The sequence below is a fragment of the Nonomuraea coxensis DSM 45129 genome, assembly GCF_019397265.1.
Classification (GTDB): Bacteria; Actinomycetota; Actinomycetes; order Streptosporangiales; family Streptosporangiaceae; genus Nonomuraea; species Nonomuraea coxensis.
Genome location: NZ_CP068985.1, coordinates 1,341,151 through 1,357,990 on the forward strand (window position 1 = coordinate 1,341,151; position 16,840 = coordinate 1,357,990).

Annotated in this window: 17 protein-coding genes; 7 read left to right on the forward strand and 10 right to left on the reverse strand. The window is 72.6% G+C overall.

Features of this window, described 5'->3' with window-relative positions:
- The first annotated feature begins 50 nt into the window (after window positions 1–50).
- Together Nocox_RS06685 and ald are read left to right on the forward strand one after the other, a co-directional pair.
- The gene (locus Nocox_RS06685) at window positions 51–1,433 is read left to right on the forward strand and encodes an aspartate aminotransferase family protein (RefSeq protein WP_026213973.1); all 1,383 of its coding nucleotides are present in this window, start codon (window positions 51–53) and stop codon (window positions 1,431–1,433) included.
- Between the two features lie 52 nt (window positions 1,434–1,485).
- Window positions 1,486–2,595, forward strand: coding sequence for an alanine dehydrogenase (gene ald / locus Nocox_RS06690; protein WP_020541469.1), 1,110 nt, complete (start codon window positions 1,486–1,488; stop codon window positions 2,593–2,595).
- Between the two features lie 10 nt (window positions 2,596–2,605).
- On the opposite strand, the gene Nocox_RS06695 is transcribed toward ald, so the two are convergent.
- The 5 genes from Nocox_RS06695 to Nocox_RS06715 all read right to left on the reverse strand — a co-directional run bounded on the left by Nocox_RS06695 (window position 2,606) and on the right by Nocox_RS06715 (window position 7,667).
- On the reverse strand, window positions 2,606–3,991 hold the full coding sequence (locus tag Nocox_RS06695) for an SEL1-like repeat protein (RefSeq protein WP_026213974.1): 1,386 nt from the start codon (window positions 3,989–3,991) through the stop codon (window positions 2,606–2,608).
- Between the two features lie 65 nt (window positions 3,992–4,056).
- Window positions 4,057–4,986, reverse strand: a complete 930-nt coding sequence (locus tag Nocox_RS06700; RefSeq protein ID WP_020541470.1) for a sulfite exporter TauE/SafE family protein — start codon at window positions 4,984–4,986, stop codon at window positions 4,057–4,059.
- Between the two features lie 126 nt (window positions 4,987–5,112).
- The gene (locus Nocox_RS06705) at window positions 5,113–5,865 is read right to left on the reverse strand and encodes a class I SAM-dependent methyltransferase (protein WP_020541471.1); all 753 of its coding nucleotides are present in this window, start codon (window positions 5,863–5,865) and stop codon (window positions 5,113–5,115) included.
- A 42-nt stretch (window positions 5,866–5,907) separates the two neighbouring features.
- Window positions 5,908–6,555 carry a response regulator gene (locus Nocox_RS06710; RefSeq protein ID WP_020541472.1) on the reverse strand — a complete coding sequence of 216 codons (648 nt, stop codon included), beginning with the start codon at window positions 6,553–6,555 and terminating at the stop codon, window positions 5,908–5,910.
- The gene (locus Nocox_RS06715) at window positions 6,552–7,667 is read right to left on the reverse strand and encodes a sensor histidine kinase (protein WP_020541473.1); all 1,116 of its coding nucleotides are present in this window, start codon (window positions 7,665–7,667) and stop codon (window positions 6,552–6,554) included. The genes Nocox_RS06710 and Nocox_RS06715 overlap by 4 nt, the downstream gene beginning before the upstream one ends.
- A 94-nt stretch (window positions 7,668–7,761) precedes the next feature.
- Between Nocox_RS06715 and Nocox_RS06720 the strand changes: the two genes are divergently transcribed.
- Window positions 7,762–9,498, forward strand: a complete 1,737-nt coding sequence (locus Nocox_RS06720; protein WP_026213975.1) for a gamma-glutamyltransferase family protein — start codon at window positions 7,762–7,764, stop codon at window positions 9,496–9,498.
- A gap of 27 nt (window positions 9,499–9,525) precedes the next feature.
- Here Nocox_RS06720 and Nocox_RS06725 read toward each other — a convergent pair whose 3' ends face one another.
- A complete protein-coding gene (locus Nocox_RS06725; protein ID WP_020541475.1) occupies window positions 9,526–10,080 on the reverse strand; it encodes a GNAT family N-acetyltransferase in 555 nt (184 codons plus the stop codon).
- A 47-nt stretch (window positions 10,081–10,127) separates the two neighbouring features.
- Complete coding sequence (locus Nocox_RS06730; RefSeq protein WP_051112471.1) at window positions 10,128–10,634, reverse strand: Lrp/AsnC family transcriptional regulator; 507 nt, start codon at window positions 10,632–10,634, stop codon at window positions 10,128–10,130.
- Between the two features lie 108 nt (window positions 10,635–10,742).
- On the opposite strand from Nocox_RS06730, the gene Nocox_RS06735 reads away from it, so the two are divergent.
- Together Nocox_RS06735 and Nocox_RS06740 are read left to right on the forward strand one after the other, a co-directional pair.
- Window positions 10,743–12,065 carry an O-acetylhomoserine aminocarboxypropyltransferase/cysteine synthase family protein gene (locus Nocox_RS06735; protein ID WP_211212550.1) on the forward strand — a complete coding sequence of 441 codons (1,323 nt, stop codon included), beginning with the start codon at window positions 10,743–10,745 and terminating at the stop codon, window positions 12,063–12,065.
- Window positions 12,062–13,567 carry an aldehyde dehydrogenase gene (locus Nocox_RS06740; RefSeq protein ID WP_020541477.1) on the forward strand — a complete coding sequence of 502 codons (1,506 nt, stop codon included), beginning with the start codon at window positions 12,062–12,064 and terminating at the stop codon, window positions 13,565–13,567. The genes Nocox_RS06735 and Nocox_RS06740 overlap by 4 nt, the downstream gene beginning before the upstream one ends.
- Window positions 13,568–13,612: 45 nt before the next feature.
- Here the strand turns inward: Nocox_RS06740 and Nocox_RS06745 are convergent, their stop codons facing one another.
- A complete protein-coding gene (locus Nocox_RS06745; protein ID WP_020541478.1) occupies window positions 13,613–15,070 on the reverse strand; it encodes a flavin-containing monooxygenase in 1,458 nt (485 codons plus the stop codon).
- Between the two features lie 125 nt (window positions 15,071–15,195).
- Window positions 15,196–15,369: a hypothetical protein gene (locus Nocox_RS06750; RefSeq protein ID WP_020541479.1), complete on the reverse strand. Its 174-nt coding sequence runs from the start codon at window positions 15,367–15,369 to the stop codon at window positions 15,196–15,198.
- A gap of 106 nt (window positions 15,370–15,475) precedes the next feature.
- Between Nocox_RS06750 and Nocox_RS06755 the strand changes: the two genes are divergently transcribed.
- Both Nocox_RS06755 and Nocox_RS06760 read left to right on the forward strand, forming a co-directional pair.
- Window positions 15,476–16,258, forward strand: coding sequence for an SURF1 family protein (locus tag Nocox_RS06755; protein WP_026213976.1), 783 nt, complete (start codon window positions 15,476–15,478; stop codon window positions 16,256–16,258).
- 3 nt (window positions 16,259–16,261) lie between these two features.
- Window positions 16,262–16,576 carry a DUF3817 domain-containing protein gene (locus Nocox_RS06760; RefSeq protein ID WP_020541481.1) on the forward strand — a complete coding sequence of 105 codons (315 nt, stop codon included), beginning with the start codon at window positions 16,262–16,264 and terminating at the stop codon, window positions 16,574–16,576.
- Window positions 16,577–16,610: 34 nt separating this feature from the next.
- On the opposite strand, the gene Nocox_RS06765 is transcribed toward Nocox_RS06760, so the two are convergent.
- Complete coding sequence (locus Nocox_RS06765; RefSeq protein ID WP_020541482.1) at window positions 16,611–16,802, reverse strand: hypothetical protein; 192 nt, start codon at window positions 16,800–16,802, stop codon at window positions 16,611–16,613.
- Between the last annotated feature and the right edge of the window lie 38 nt (window positions 16,803–16,840).

The following is a 16,840-nucleotide window of genomic DNA, read 5'->3' on the forward strand; positions in this document are numbered from 1 at the left end:
ATCGGTGAGCAGGCAAACTTGGGCTAGCTGAGAGACGAGGGAAGATAGCCATGACGCAGCCGGAACACGACGTCCTTAAGGCCGCGCAAGACCACCTTTGGTTGCACTTCACCAGGCACAGCGCCTACGAACAGTCCGAGATCCCGACCATCGTCCGCGGTGAGGGGTCCTACATCTACGACATCCACGGCAAGCGCTACCTCGACGGCCTGGCAGGGCTCTTCGTCGTCCAGGTCGGCCACGGCCGCCAGGAGCTGGCCGAGGCCGCCGCCAAGCAGGCCCAGGAGCTGGCCTTCTTCCCTCTGTGGTCCTACGCCCACCCCAAGGCCGCCGAACTGGCCGAGCGCCTGGCCGCGCAGACCCCCGGCGAGCTCAACCGGGTCTTCTTCACCACCGGCGGCGGCGAGGCCGTCGAGACCGCGTGGAAGCTCGCCAAGCAGTACTACAAGCTCGTCGGCAAGCCGCTCAAGCACAAGGTCATCAGCCGCCAGATCGCCTACCACGGCACCCCGCAGGGCGCGCTGTCGATCACCGGCATCCCCGCGTTCAAGCAGATGTTCGAGCCCCTGGTGCCCGGCTCGGTCCGCGTCCCCAACACCAACCACTACCGCGCCGACGAGATCACCGGCGTCCCGGGCATGACCCCCGAGGAGTACGGCATCTGGGCGGCCGACCGCGTGGCCCGCGCCATCGAGATGGAAGGCCCCGACACCGTGGCCGCCGTCTTCGCCGAGCCCGTCCAGAACGCCGGCGGCTGCTTCCCGCCGCCCCCCGGCTACTTCCAGCGGCTGCGCGAGATCTGCGACGAGTACGACGTCCTGCTCGTCTCCGACGAGGTCATCTGCGCCTTCGGCCGCCTCGGCACCATGTTCGGCGGCCAGAAGTTCGACTACGTGCCCGACATCATCACCTGCGCCAAGGGCCTGACCAGCGGCTACTCGCCCATCGGCGCGATGATCGCGCACGAGCGACTGTTCGAGCCGTTCAAGGACGGCGACACCATGTTCGCCCACGGCTACACCTTCGGCGGCCACCCCGTCTCGGCCGCCGTCGCCATCGCCAACCTCGACATCTTCGAGCGCGAGGACCTGCTCGGCCACGTGACCAGGAACGAGCCGCTGTTCCGCCAGACCCTCGACGACCTGCGCGACCTGCCCATCGTCGGCGACGTGCGCGGCTCCGGCTACTTCTGGGGTATCGAGCTCGTCAAGGACAAGGCCACCAAGCAGACCTTCGACGCCGCCGAGTCCGAGCGGCTGCTGCGCGGCTTCCTGTCCAAGGCGCTGTTCGACGCCGGCCTCTACTGCCGCGCCGACGACCGCGGCGACCCCGTCATCCAGCTCGCTCCCCCGCTGATCGCGGGTCCGCAGGAGTTCGAGGAGATCGGCTCCATCCTTCGTGGCGTCCTCACCGAGGCGTGGGCCCGCATCTGACACCCCTCAGCCCGGCACGACGGCGTGCCGGTACCCGAAAGGATGCACCGCCATGAAAATCGGCGTCCCTGCCGAGGTCAAGAACCACGAGTACCGCGTGGCCGTCACACCCGCAGGCGTCCACGAGCTGGTACGCAACGGCCACGACGTCATGGTGCAGAGTGGTGCCGGCCTCGGCTCGCACATCACCGACGAGGAGTACCTGTCCGCCGGCGCGAAGGTCCTCGACGGCGCCGACGCCGTCTGGGCCGAGGCGGACATGGTGCTCAAGGTCAAGGAGCCGATCGCGGAGGAGTACCACCGGCTCCGCGAAGGGCTCGTGCTGTTCACCTACCTGCACCTCGCGGCCTCCCGGCCGTGCACCGACGCCCTGCTGTCGGCGGGGACGACCGGCATCGCGTACGAGACCGTCCAGGTCGGCAACGCCCTGCCGCTGCTCGCCCCGATGTCGGAGGTCGCCGGGCGGCTCGCGCCGCAGGTGGGGGCCTACAACCTCATGCGCTTCAACGGCGGGCGCGGCATCCTGCCCGGCGGCGTGCCCGGCGTGGCCCCGGCGAAGGTCGTCGTCATCGGCGGCGGCGTGTCCGGGCTCAACGCCGCGCAGATCGCGGTCGGCATGGGCGCCGAGGTCACCGTCCTCGACACCAACATCGACCGGCTCCGCCAGATCGACGCGATCTACCAGGGCCGGCTGAAGACGCTCGTCTCCACCCGGTACGCCATCGAGCAGGAGGTCCTCCAGGCCGACCTGGTGATCGGCGCGGTGCTGATCCCCGGCGCCAAGGCCCCGACGCTGGTCTCCAACGACCTGGTCAGCCGCATGAAGCAGGGCTCGGTGCTGGTGGACATCGCCATCGACCAGGGCGGCTGCTTCGAGGACTCGCGGCCGACCACGCACGCCGAGCCCACCTACCAGGTGCACGGGTCGGTCTTCTACTGCGTGGCCAACATGCCGGGCTCGGTGGCCCACACCTCCACCCACGCCCTCACCAACGCCACCCTCCCGTACGCGGTCAAGCTGGCCAACCTCGGCTGGCGCGAGGCCCTGCGGGCCGACCCGGCGCTCGCCGCCGGGCTCAACACGCACGCCGGCCTGCTGACGAACCAGCCGGTCGCCGAGGCGCTGAACCTGGCCTACACGCCGCTCTCCGAAGTGCTGTAGCGCCGCCCGCTCACTCCAGGCCGAGCCGCCCGCGCAGGTCGCGGGCGGTGGCCAGGACGTGCTGGACCTCCGCCGGGCTCGGCCACGGCGCGGCGCCCGGCCGCAGCAGCGTGCCCCGCACCGACGCCAGGTGCTCGATCGCGCTGCGGTGCGCCGCGGTGCGCCGCACGAGCCAGCTCACCACGTCGGAATGGTCGTGCAGCGGCCGGGTCATGAGGTCCCAGGTGGCGAGGATCTCGGTCAGCTCGCCCGCGTCGAGCGCCTCGCCGCCCCGCCGCCCGGTCGCGGCGGCGGCCAGCTCGGCCCGCGCGGCCAGCTCGGGCTCCGCCGGGCGGGCCCAGACGGGCGGCGGCGGGTCCGACAGCCACTGGTGCGCCTCGGCCGGCTCGCCCGAGGCCGTCAGCAGCCCGCCCAGCTCGACCGCCGCCTCGCGGTGACCGGCCTGCGCCGCTTGCCTGAACCAGTGGCGGCCGCCGGCCAGGTCGCCGAACTCGGCGATGAGCAGCAGGCCGTAGGTGAAGGCGGCCTCGGCGTCGCCGCCCGCCGCCGCCCGGCCGAACCAGTGGCCGGCCGCGGCGGTCTCGCCCAGCTCCACGCAGACGAAACCGGCCATGCGCTGGTCCTCGGCCCGGCCGGCGTTCGCGGCCCGCTCGTACCAGGCGCGCGCGGTGCGGAGGTCGCCCCGGGACAGCGCGATGCCGCCCAGCCAGGAGGCCGCGCCAGGATGCTCGCTCCGCGCGGCCAGCCGGTAGTAGGCTTCGGCGCCCTCGGGGTCGCCGCAGGCGTCGAGGTAGAGGCCCATGCAGTAGGCCGACTCCACGTGCCCGCCCCGGGCGGCCGACTCCCACCAGCGCACGGTCTCCTCGTCCTCGCCCGCCGCGTACGCCAGGAAGCCCAGGTCGTGGGCGGAGGCCGTGTCGCCGGCCGCCGCCGCCCTGCGGTGCCACTCGCGCGCCGCGGCCTGCTCGCCGGCGTCCTCGCAGACCAGCGCCAGGCGGCGGGCGGCCACGCGGGAGCCGCCCGTGGCGGCGCTCTCGTACCAGCGCCGGGCGGCCTCGACGTCGCCGCGCTGCTCCAGCAGCAGCGTCGCCAGGTTGGCGGCGGCCTCGGCGTCGCCGGCGACGGCGGCGCTCTCGTACCAGGTGACGGCCTCCACGAGGCTGCCGTGTTTCTCGTGCCAGACGCCGAGGTTGAAGGCGCTGTCGACGTTTCCCGCCGCGGCGGCCAGCTCCCACCAGTGCTTGGCGGACACGCGGTCGCCGTGCTGGGCGTAGAGCTTGCCGAGCCGGTGCGCGGCCCGCGGGTCGCCCGTGCACGCGGCGGTCAGCAACTCGGGCTCCTCGCCCATCCGCGGCGCCGGTACGGCGGGCGCCGCCACCTCTCCTTGCCAGGCCATAGGCCACAGGGTGGCACGTGATCGCCCGATCGCGAACCGTAATCGCCGACAACGCGCGGCTGGGGTCACCGGAAGTCGAGAAAACCGGTGTACATGCCCATGCCGCAGGCGTAGCGGAGGGTGCCGCGCGGCTGCGGCGGCAGGCGGACGGTGGCCGGGAGCGCGACGTCGCGGCCGGCGATGACGACGGTGCCGGTGCAGCCCGGCTCGGCCACCTTGAAGACGATCTCGACCGGCACGCCCGCCGCGGCCGTCACCATGGCCGGGCGGTAGCCGGTGCGGGTGGCCCACACGGTCACGACCACAGGCCCGGCCCCGGTCCCGGCCCCCGGTCCCGTCCCGGTTCCGGCCCCAGGGGCGGTGCCGGGTTCCGTGGCGGGGCCGACGGTGAGGCCCGTGGCCGGGACGGTCGCGGGGGCGGCGGCGGGCAGCCAGCCGGCCAGGTTGAGCCCGGTCCCCGCGGTCCACAGCCCGGCGGCGATCGCGACGACCCCGGCGACCCTCGCCAGCCGGGTGCGGGAGACGCGGCGCAGCACGTAGCCGAGCAGCGCGAACGCGGGCGCGGTGCCGAGCACGAACCCCGTCATGGCCGCCGCCCCGGCGAGCGGCGAGCCGCTGGAGACCGCGATCATCTCCATGCCGAGCGTCATCCCGCACGGCACGAGGACGGTGGCCGCGCCGAGCAGCGGCGCCTTGAGCCGGGGGACGTCGCCGGCCTCCTGGGCGGCGCAGTGCCCGCGCCGCAACATCCGGACCGCGAACCCGATCACCACGGCGCCCGCCGCGACGAGCAGCGCCGCGCGCGCCGGCGGCGGCAGGCTGACGGCCGAGCCGAGCAGCCCGAGCAGCGCCCCGGCCGCCGCGTACGAGACCAGCCGCCCGGCCAGGAACCACCCGACCGCGGCCCGGTCGCCGCCCCGGCCGACCAGGCCCACGAGCAGGCCGCCCTGGGTGGCGGCGCACGTCGCGGTGCCCGCCACCAGGCCCGCGGCCACCCCGCCGGCGAGCAGGGCGGCGGCCTGGGCGCTCAGGGGACGCGCTCCCCGCCGGATCGCATACCCCTGACGGTAGACCCGTCCGGCGGACGCGGCCAGTGACAGATGTCGTACGGTTCGTGACGTTTAGGGGTTGCGCGCGTCGATGAGGAACCGGGCGGAATGGGCCACGAACGGGCCCTCGGCCTCGATGCGGTCGTGCAGGGCGCGCAGCCTGTCCGCGTACCGCCCGGGCGAGAAGCCCGGCACGATCCAGATCACCTTGCGCAGGAAGTAGATCACCGCGCCGATGTCGAAGAACTCCATGCGCAGCCGCTCCGAGCGCAGGTCGACGACCTCCAGGCCGGCGGCCTCGGCCTCCTCCCTGGCCAGCGACGGCTCGCGCGTCCAGCGGTCGTACGGCCCGAGGAACCACTCGGCCAGCTCCCCGGCGGTGCGCGGTCCGACCTGCTGCGAGAAGAAGGATCCGCCGGGGCGCAGCACCCGGGCGATCTCCGCCCACGGCGTGTGCACCGGATGCCGGCTCGTCACCAGGTCGAAGACGCCGTCGCCGAACGGCAGGCGCGGGCCGTCGTCAGCGGCGGCCACCACCCGGCCGCCGCGCGGGCCCAGCCGGGAGGCGGCCAGCCGCAGGTTGGGCGGCCACGACTCGGTGGCCACGGCCACCGGCGGCAGCGCGGGCACCTCCGCCAGCACCTCGCCGCCGCCCGTCTGCAGGTCGAGCGCGGCCCGCGAGGCCGCCAGCCGCCCGGCGAGCAGCCGGGAGTAGCCCCAGGAGGGCCGTTCCTCGGTGGCCCGGCCGTCGAGCCAGGAGAAGTCCCAACCGTCCACGGAGACCGTGCTCGCCTCGTGGACGAGATCGTCATAGGAACGCCGCATCCTCCGACGATGGCCTGGGGCGGGCGAGTGGATCAACCGAATTTAGAGCCAGCCCGGCCGCACCAGGCCCGACTCGTAGGCGATGACGACGAGCTGCGCCCGGTCGCGGGCGTGCAGCTTCATCATCGTCCGGCTGACGTGGGTCTTCGCCGTGGCCGGCGACATGAAGAGCCTGGCGGCGATCTCGTCGTTCGTCATGCCGGTGCCGACCAGGGCCAGCACCTCCCGCTCGCGCTCGGTGAGCTGGTCGAGGCCGTCCGCGGCGACCGGTTCCTTGGCGCGGCTGGCGTACTCGGCGATCAGGCGGCGGGTCACGCTGGGCGACAGCAGCGCCTCCCCGGCCGCCACCACCCGGACGGCCTGGATGAGCTCGGCGGGCTCGGTGTCCTTGACCAGGAAGCCGCTGGCGCCGCCGCGCAGGGCCTCGAAGACGTACTCGTCCAGCTCGAACGTGGTCAGGATGATGATCCGCGGCCCCTCCGGCATCCGGCGGGTGGCGGTCAGGCCGTCGGTGCCGGGCATCCGGATGTCCATGAGGACCACGTCGGGTCCGTGCCGCTCCGCCAGCCGCACCGCCTCGGCCCCGTCGCCCGCCTCGGCCACCACGGTCATGTCCGGCTGGGCGTCCAGCAGCGCCTTGAAGCCCGCGCGGACCAGCGCCTGGTCGTCGGCCAGCAGCACCTTGATCATGGGGTCGTCTCCTCGGGTAGGGGCAGCAGGGCCTCCACCTGGAAGCCCGTTCCTGCGGGGCCGGCGACGAGCGAGCCGCCGAGCGCGGCGGCCCGCTCGCGCATGCCGGGGATGCCGTTGCCGCTGCCCGAGCCGGACAGGACGGCCGGCCCGGTCGCGCCGGTGTCGCTCACCCTGATGGCCAGCTCGTGCTCGCCGTAGTCCAGCCGCACGGTGACCGCCGAGCCGGGGGCGTGGCGGGCGGCGTTCGTCAGCGACTCCTGCACGATCCGGTACGCGGCCCGCTCCACGGAGGTCGGCAGCGGCCGCGAGCCGGTCCGTTCCAGCTCCACCTCCAGCCCGGAGCGCCCGATCAGCTCGTCCAGCCGGTCGAGCCCGGCCGTGGGGGAGCGCGGCGCGCCCTCGCGCAGCACGTCGAGCACCGAGCGCATCTCGCCCAGCACCTCCTTGGAGGCGGCCTTGATGGTCGCGAGGGCCGTCCTGGCCTGCTCGGGATGGTCGTCGATGAGGTGCAGCGCGGTCGAGGCCTGCACGTGGATGAGCGAGATGTTGTGCGCCAGCACGTCGTGCAGCTCCTGCGCCATGACCAGCCGCTCCTCGCTGGCCTGGCGGCGGCTCTCCTCCTCGGCCGCCCGCTGCTGCTGGGCGCGGCGCTCGCGGGCGATCCTGGCCAGCTCGGCCGCGGCCATCGTGAGCAGGATGAACGAGGAGACGGCGAGGTCGTGGAAGAGGCCCCGCTGCGGCTGGCGCGTCATCCAGGCGTAGGCGATGAAGGCCGCCAGCGACATCCCGGCGAGGATCCACGCGGCCGGCCGCCGCCCCCGCCCGACGAGCTGGAACAGCATGACGACCGGCGCGATGAACACCCCGCCGTAGGGGTAGCCGCCGCCGATGTAGAGGAAGGTGGCCACGAACGTGACCACGGCCGTGGGGACCGGGTAGCGGCGGTGCAACGCGATCATCAGCGGTCCGACCAGCAGCAGCGCGTACGCCCACGGGTCGAGCGGCGCCCTGAACGCGCGCTGCCCGTAGGACGCCCCCTGCGACAGCACGATCTGGAAGACCGCCGTGATGAGGGCGAGGTAAGGGGCGAAACCGGACTTCGAGCGCACACCCCAACGCTAGTTGAGCGCTCTGACCAGCGCATCATCCCCGCGTCGCAGGGGGCCCTACCGCGACAGGCGTAGCTGGTGTTACGTGGGGAACATGCGCCCAGTGATCCTTCCTGCAGCAGCAGTCCTCATCGCGCTCGTCCCGGCCGCCCCCGCCGTGGCCGCCACCCCCGTCGAGACACAGCAGAAGGTCCCGGTCGCCGAGGGGTACGGCGGCGCCGTCGCCACGGTGGACCTCGACGCGTCCAAGGCCGCCATCTCCGTGCTGCGGAGGGGCGGTAACGCCGTGGACGCGGCCGTGGCGGCCGGGGCGGTCCTGGGCGTCACCGAGCCGTACTCGGCCGGGCCGACCGGCGGCGGCTTCCTGGTCTACTACGACGCCGCCCGGCGCAGGGTCCACACCGTGGACGGGCGGGAGACGGCGCCCAAGGCGATGACCGCGACCACCTTCGAGGGCATTCCGTTCGAGGAGGGCGTCACCAGCGGCCTGTCGGCCGGCGTGCCCGGGACCGTCGCCACCTGGGACCTCGCCCTGCGCCGCTTCGGCACGCTCTCGCTCCGGCAGGCGCTCCAGCCCGCGGTCGAGGTGGCTTCCAAGGGCTTCGTCGTCGACCGGACCTTCCACGACCAGACCGCCGCCAACGCCGCCCGCTTCAAGGACTTCACCTCCACCGCGAAGCTCTACCTGCCGAACGGCGCGCCGCCGCCCGTCGGCTCGGTCTTCCGCAACCCCGAGCTCGCCGAGACCTACCGCGAGCTGGGCCGGCGCGGCCCCGGCTGGCTGTACGGCGGCCGGCTCGGCGCGGAGATCGTGGCCACCGTCAAGCGCCCGCCGGTCACGCCGGGCAGCACCCGCAACGTCCGCCCCGGCCTGATGGAGCTGTCGGACCTGACCGCCTACCGGGCCCTGCTCCGCGAGCCCACCAAGGTCTCCTACAAGGGCCTCGACGTGTACGGCATGGCGCCCCCGTCCTCCGGCGGCTCGACCGTCGGCGAGGCGCTCAACATCCTCGAAGCCCTGCCGCAGGTGGGCTTGCACGAGTACCTGGAAGCCTCCAGGCTGTCGTTCGCCGACCGCAACGCCTACGTCGCCGACGTGCCCGGCGTGCCGCTGGAGGAGCTGCTGTCCGACGGCTTCGCCAAGGAACGCGCCTGCCTGATCGGCGACCGGGCGCTCACCAGCCCGGTCGCGCCCGGCGACCCTGACGGCTCGTACGGCCCCTGCGCCCAGCCCACCGGCACCGCGAGCCCGACCGCCAAGGAGGGCCCCGAGACCACGCACCTGGTCGTGGCCGACCGCTGGGGCAACGTCGTCGCCTACAACCTCACCATCGAGTCCACCGGCGGCAACGGCATCGTCGTGCCGGGCCGCGGCGTGCTGCTCAACAACGAGCTGACCGACTTCACCTTCGGCCCCGCCCCCGGCGACCCCAACCTGCCCGGCCCCGGCAAGCGGCCCCGCTCGTCGATGGCGCCCACGCTGGTGCTCAAGGGTGGCAAGCCGGTGCTGGCGCTCGGCTCGCCCGGCGGTTCGACGATCATCACGACCGTGCTACAGATCCTGCTCAACCGCTACGACTTCGGCATGGACCTGCCGGCCGCGCTCGCCGCGCCCCGCGCCACCCAGCGCAACACCGCGCAGACGCAGGCCGAGCAGGCGTTCCTCGACCGTTACCGGACCGAGCTGGAGGCCCGCGGGCACCAGTTCGTGCTCAACCCGGAGATCGGCGCGGCGACGGGGCTGGAGTTCCTCGGCCGGGACCGGATCCAGGCCGTGGCCGAGCCGACCCGGCGCGGCGGCGGCAGCGCGATGGTGGTCAGGTCCAGGTGATCGATCCAAGGGGCGGAGCTGAGCCCGTCAGGACTCCGCCGTTCTCCGCCACTCGGCGGCGAGGACCGCCCAGATCTGCTTGTCGTAGCGCGCGCCCTCGTACGGCCACGCCTCGCGTCGCACGCCCTCCAGCGTCATGCCGAGCCGCCGGGCCACCGCTGAGCTGCGGTCGTTGTCGGCCCGGCAGTGCCACTCGGCGCGGTGCAGCCCCCGGGACGTGAACGCCCAGTCCAGCAGCGCGCCACACGCCCGCGTGATCAGCCCGTGGCCCTCGGCGGACGGCTCCAGCCAGCAGCCGATCTCGCACGAGCCGGCGGCGGCATCGAACGCCGTGAACATCACGCCGCCGACCAGCAGCTCATCCCGCCAGATGCCGTACAGGCGGGCGCTGTCGGCGGCCTGGCGCTCGGCGTACCGCTGGAGCGTGGCCCGCGCCCCGTCCAGGTCGTCGGTGACGAACGCGGGGCCGACCCAGGGACGGATGTGCTCGCGGGCCCGGTCCAGATGATCGGCGAAGACCTCGGCGTGCCAGACCTCCAGCGGCCCGAGACGAGCGCCGTCGCGCAGCGGCAGCGAGAACATGAGAAGCCCTCCATTCACTTGACGATGTTTTCCTGTGCTCGGGCCGATCAGCGTTCGGCCGGCGGGGCGGATCCCGGTTCGAGCAGAAGGGCCTTGAGGTCGACGTCGGACGGGCTCACCACGTCGGACAGGACGAGAAGGGTCGTGGTGCGTCCGATGCCGGTGAGGCTGTCGATCAGCTCTTCGAGGTGGGCCGGGTTCCGGGCGGCCACCTCGATGACGTAGCAGTCGTCGCCGGTCACGTGCACGCAACTGAGCACATGGCCGAGGGCGAGCAGCTTCTCGCGCAACCCGTGAGCGCGGGCGTTGGGCTGGTGGGGGCGCAGCCGTATCTGCGCGCGCAGCGGCAGGCCGAGGCGGGCCGGGTCGATCCGGGCCGCGTAGCCGGCGATCACGCCGCTGGTCTCCAGCTTGCGGAGGCGGTCGGCGACGGAGGGCCGGCTGAGACCGACCTCGCGCGCGAGATCGGTCAGGCTCGCCCGGCCGTCCTTGGCGAGCCGGGCCAGCAGCGCGAGGTCGGTCGCATCCAGATCGCCCCGTTCTCCCATCTCCATCGCTGTCTTCCTTCCGATGGTCTTTCAGCTACATCGGCCTTCGTTCTGTAGGCATACTAGCAAAGACTTCTTTGTTCGGGAGGCTGTTGACCCGCTATGGTCTTCCTCGTGAAGGACAGCGACTGGAATGTGCAGACGCGGTTGCTGGCCGGCGGCCATGCCGCCGGCCGGGCGGGGCCGGAGATCCGGCCGGTGGTCTCACCGGTGTACGAGACGGCCTCGTTCGAACTGCCGGGCGTGGCCGAGGCGGCAGCGCTCTACGGCGAGGACGCGCTCGGCGAGGCGTTCACCTACAGCCGTTACGCCAACCCCACCTGTGCCGAGCTGGAGCGGCGGGTCAGCGCCCTGGAAGAGGGCGTGGGCGCGGTCGCGACCGGCTCCGGCATGGCCGCGATCGCGCTGAGCGTGCTCAATCTGTGCCAGGCCGGCGACAACCTGGTCTGCTCCTCCGACGTGTACGGCAGCACTCATACGCTGTTCGCCCACACCCTGCGCCGATGGGGCATCGAGACCCGGTTCGTCGACGGACGCGATCCCCAGGCGTTCGCGCGCGCCGCGGACCGGTCCACCCGTGCGCTGTACGGCGAGACGATGCCGAACCCGTCCTTGCGCACGTTCCCGATCCGGCAGGTCGCCGACGTCGCCGACCGGCTCGGCGTACCGCTGATCGTGGACAACACCTGCGCGCCGGTGCTGTGCCGCCCCGGGCGGCACGGCGCCGCCGTGGTGGTCCATTCGGCCACCAAGTACATCGGCGGTCACGGCGCCGCCCTCGGCGGGGTCGTCGTCGACACGGGTCGTTTCGCCTGGGGCGCCGCCGGCGCCAGGCTGCCGATGCTCACCGAACCCGATCCCGCCTACCACGGCCAGGTGTGGACCGCGCTCGCCGGCGCCCGCGGCACCAGCGCGTACCTGGTGCGGCTGCGACGGACGCTCATGCGCGACCTCGGACCCGCTCTCGCCGCCTCGGCGGCGAGCCGGCTGGTGCAGGGCATCCAGACGTTGCCGCTGAGAATGGCCCGCCACTGCGACACCGCCGCCCTGATCGCCTCGCGCCTGCACGGCCATCCGGCTCTGCGCCGCGTCAACCACCCGTCCTTGCACGCCGGCGACGACGCCCGGCGTGCCCGGCACTATCACGGCGCCCGGGGCGGGCTGATCGGCCTCGACGTGGCCGGCGGCCGTGAGGCGGCCGCCGCGTTCGTGTCACGCCTGCGGATCGTGCGCCACGTGGTCAACCTCGGCGACGTCCGGACCCTGGTCACCCACCCGGCCGGCACCACGCACTCCCAGCTCGGCGCCGGGGAACTGGCCTCGCTCGGCATCTCCCCCGGCTATGTACGGCTGTCGGTCGGGCTCGAGGACCCGGCCGACCTGATCCACGACCTCACCCAGGCACTCGACGCCGTCACTCTTCTGGAGCAACCATGACCAACCCCGTGACCGGCTCCCTGATCGGCCACGCACTCGCGTCGATCCGCCTGCGCGGCACGGCCTTCATCGACGGCGTGCCGACGTCCTCCCAGGACGGCGCCACCTTCGCCGACCGCAGTCCGATCGACGGCCGGATCCTGCTGGAGGTCAGCTCCTGCGGCGCCGCGGACGTCGACCTCGCCGTACGCGCCGCCCGGCGGGCCTTCGACGACGGCCGCTGGCGCGACCAGCCTCCGGGGGCGCGCAAGCGGGTGCTCCTGGCCTGGGCCGATCTCCTTGAGGCACACGCCGAGGAGCTCGCGCTGACCGAGTCGCTGGACGTGGGCAAGCCCATCACCGACGCCCGTACGATCGACGTTCCCGCCGCCGTCAGAACCGTCCGCTGGTACGCCGAGGCGATCGACAAGGTGTACGGCGAGACCGCGCCCACCGGCAGCGACGTCCTGGCGACCGTCACCCGCGAGCCCATCGGGGTGGTCGGCTGCGTGACCCCCTGGAACTTCCCCCTGTACATGGCCTGCCTGAAGCTCGCGCCCGCTCTGGCCGCCGGCTGCTCCGTCGTGCTCAAGCCCGCCGAGCAGTCGCCTCTCAGCGCGCTGCGCGCCGCCGAACTCGCCGTCGAGGCCGGCCTGCCGGCGGGCGTGCTCAACGTCGTCCCCGGGTTCGGCGAGACCGCCGGGCAGGCCCTCGGCCGCCACCCCGACGTGGACGCGCTGGCCTTCACCGGCTCCACCCAGGTCGGCAAGCTCTTCCTGCGCTACTCGGGCGAGAGCAACATGAAGCGGGTCAGCCTCGAATGCGGCGGCAAGACACCGCACATCGTCATGGCGGACGCCCAGGACCTTCAGGCCGTGGCGCGAGCCGTGACGTGGGGGATCTTCCTCAACGCCGGCCAGGTGTGCAACGCCGGCTCCCGCCTCCTCGTGGACCGGCGCGTCAAGCACGAACTGCTCGAACACGTCATCGCCCAGGCCGCCGCCATCCGGCTCGGCGACCCTCTCGACCCGGCGACCGAGCTCGGCGCCGTCATCGACCACGACAGCAGGGACGACATCCTCGCCCGGGTGCGCGAGGCCCGCGACGCCGGCGGGCACCTCGTGCTCGGCGGTGAGGCCGCCCGCGTGGAGACCGGCGGCGCCTACGTCGAACCGACCATCGTCGATCAGGTCGGCAACGACACCCGGCTCGCCCAGGAGGAGGTGTTCGGCCCGGTGCTGGCCGTCATCGACTTCGACGGCCCCGAGCAGGCGATCGAGCTGGCCAACGCGTCGGCCTACGGCCTCGCCGCCGCGGTCTGGACGCGGGACATCGACGTGGCGCTCAACGCCGCCCGGCGACTGCGGAGCGGGACCGTCTGGATCAACAACTTCGACGACAGCGACATCACCACGCCCTGGGGCGGGTTCCGGCAGTCCGGCATCGGCCGCGACAAGTCGCTCCACGCGCTGGACAAGTACATGGAGCTGAAGACCACCTGGATCAGCATCGGACACCGGTGACTCCGGTGAGCGGGCCGGCGTGGCCTCTCGGGATCGATCGTCCAGCTAGTGGATGAGCTCGTAGTCGCCGGGCTTCACCCTTCTCGTACGCGCCCAGTACTCGAAGGTGAAGCCCGGCCAGATCGTCCGGTTGACGCCGTGCTCGTCGAGATACCAGGAGCGGCAGCCGCCGGCGTTCCAGACCAGGGGGTCCAGGCGGGCGCGCAGGCGGCGGTTGAAGGCCGCCTGTGCCTCCGGCCGCACGTCGAGGGCTCTGGCCCGGGTCCTCGACAGCAGGCGCAGGCATTCGACGACGTACCTCGCCTGTGACTCGATCATGAAGACGACCGAGTTGTGCCCGAGGCCGGTGTTGGGCCCGAGCAGGAAGAACAGGTTGGGGAAGCCGGAGGCGGCGATGCCGTGGTACGCCTCGACGCCGTCCTTCCAGGCGTCCTGGATGCTGAGGCCGCCGCGGCCGAGGATGTTCTGCTCGGTGAGGGCGTCCACGACCTTGAAGCCGGTGCCGTGGATGATCACGTCGGCCGGGTGCTCGCGGCCGGTGGCGTCCACCAGGGAGCGCTCGCGGATCTCGGTGACCGCGTCGGTGACGAGGGAGACGTTGTCCCTGGTCAGGGCCGGATAGTAGTCGCTGGAGATGAGGACGCGCTTGCAGCCGATCGTGTAGTCGGGGGTGAGGGCGCGGCGCAGCCCGGGGTCGGGGACCTGCCTCTCCAGGTGGCGCAGGGCCATCCGCTCGTGGCCCTTAATGAGGCGCGGGTGCACGGCGAAGCCGAGCGCCCTGGTCTCCAGCGCCCAGTAGATGCCGTAGCGCAGCGCCCTGGCCGCGCCGGGCAGCCGGAGCAGCCGCCGGGCGCGCGGGGAGAAGGCGAAGTCGGGCTTGGGCTGCAGCCACGGGGGCGTGCGCTGGAAGACCGTGACGTGGGCGGCGCGCGGCGCGATCCGGGGGACGAACTGGACGGCGGAGGCGCCGGTGCCGATGACGGCGACGCGCTTGCCGGTCAGGTCGACGGAGTGGTCCCAGGTGGCGGAGTGGAAGGCGGGGCCGGCGAACACCTCACGCCCCGCGATATCCGGATATTTCGGGATGTGTAGGGCGCCGATCGCGGACACCACGGCGTTGGCCCGCAACGTCTCCCCGTCGCCCGTGGTCACCGACCAGGAGCGGCGCTCGTCGTCGTACTCCAGGGCCGTGACGGTCTTGCCGTGGCGGATGTGCGGGGTGACGCCGTACTTGTCGGCGCAGGCCCGCAGATAGCGCTGGATCTCCTCCTGCGGGGCGAACATCCGGGACCAGCCGGGATTGAGCTCGAAGGAGAAGGAGTACATGTGGGACGGGACGTCGCAGGCGCAGCCCGGGTAGGTGTTGTCGCGCCAGGTCCCGCCCGGCTCGCCGGCCTTCTCCAGGATGACGAAGTCGTGGTAGCCGGCTTCCTTCAGCTTCACGGCCATGCAGATCCCGGCGAAACCGGAGCCCACGATGACGATCCCTGGCTGCTCACCCACGCGAACCTCCTATTGGACGCTTTGTCCAATGTAGGGCATATGGGTGTCTTGAGGGAACGACGAAAACCCGCCACGGCGTCGCGGCGGGTCGGCCTTCCGGGGGTGCCCCTGCCGGAGGGGGAGCCCTACCGGAGGAGGAGGAAGGCGGCGACGCCGATGATCACGATCGCCGCGACCACCGCGATGATGGGCAGCAGAGGCGACTTCTTGGGCGTGGCCTGGGCCTCCTGCTCGCGCGCGTTCGCGAAGGCGCGGAAGGCCTGGGTGTTGCCCGCCGGGTCGATGTGCTGGTCAGACATGGGCGCAAGCCTAGCGGCAACGGCTGTGCCGTTTGGGGCTTTTTGCGCGAATTCCTCGGGGCGGGCTGATTAGGGGACCACCCCCTCCGGCGGATAGCTTGTAGACATGCTCAGGACCCTTTTCTCGCCCCGCCTCGTCGGGTTGCACCTGCTCACGATCGGGGTCCTGATCGCGTTCGTCTTTCTCGGGCGCTGGCAGCTCGGGGTCTTCGAGGAGTCGGGCCGGCCGCGCGCCGCCGCCGACCCCGCGCCGGTGCCCGCCGCCACGCTCGCCCCCCTGGCCGCCCAGCTCACCGGCGACGTCGTCGGGCGGCGGGTGACGGCCGAGGGCGCGTACGACCCCGCCCGCCAGCTCCTCGTCGCCGACCGCCGTCCTGACGTGGACGCGCCCGGCGGCAAGGCCTCGCAGGACGACGGTTACTGGGTGCTCACGCCGCTCCGGCTCGACGACGGCACGCTGATGCCGGTGGTGCGGGGCTGGGTGGCCGCGAGCGACGACCCGGCGGCGGCCGACGTGCCGGCCGGCCGGGTAACGGTGACCGGCCGGCTGAGCCCGCAGCAGGGCACCGACAGCGTGCAACGGCGCGCCGAGGCCCTGCCCGCCGGGCAGGTGCAGACGGTCTCCACCGGCGAGCTGGTCAACCTGTGGGCCGGCGAGAAGGTGCGCCCAGGCTTCGTGGTCGCGCAGCCGCCGTCCGGCTCGCTGACGCAGGTCGCGATCGCTCCGCCGGCGACCGAAGGTGCGCTGACCTGGCGTAACCTGGCTTATGCCGCTAACTGGTGGATCTTTGCAGGATTCGCCGTTTTCATGTGGTTCCACTTCGTACGGGACGCCGTACGGTCGGATCGGGATCGTGGCAAATCCCCTGAGATGGCTCTGGAAGGTTAAAACGTGGAATCGGCTCTGAAGCCCTTCCGGGTGCTCGCCTACGTCGTCGGCTGCATGCTGCTCATCCTGTGCGCTGCCATGGTGCTGCGGTACGGCTTCGGCAACCCCACCCTGTCGAAGATCACCGCACCGATCCACGGCGGGCTCTACATGCTCTATCTGGTCGCGGTGATGAACCTCGGCATGAAGGCGCGCTGGTCGTGGCCCTACATGCTGGGCGTCATGCTCGGCGGCACGGTGCCCTTCCTGTCGTTCGTCATCGAACGCAGGGTGACCCAGCGCGTCCAGTCGGCCGCGCCGGCCGCGGCGGAGGCCTGAGGCCCGTCGGGGTCCGGCCCCCGCCGCCCGGGGCTCAGCGGCCGATCCCGCGCCGGCGCGCCCTCTTCAGCCGCTCGCGCTGCGAGGGGTCGAGCATCAGGTAGCCGACCACCGGAGCGCCGATCGCACCCAGCACCACCAGCAGGGTGACCCAACCCGGCAGGAAGATCAGCGAGATCAGGACGGCGATTCCCGCGCCGATGGCGTACTTCTGGACTGGCGACATCCTCTTCCTCCGAACGCGGAGCGCACGCCCCGCCTCTC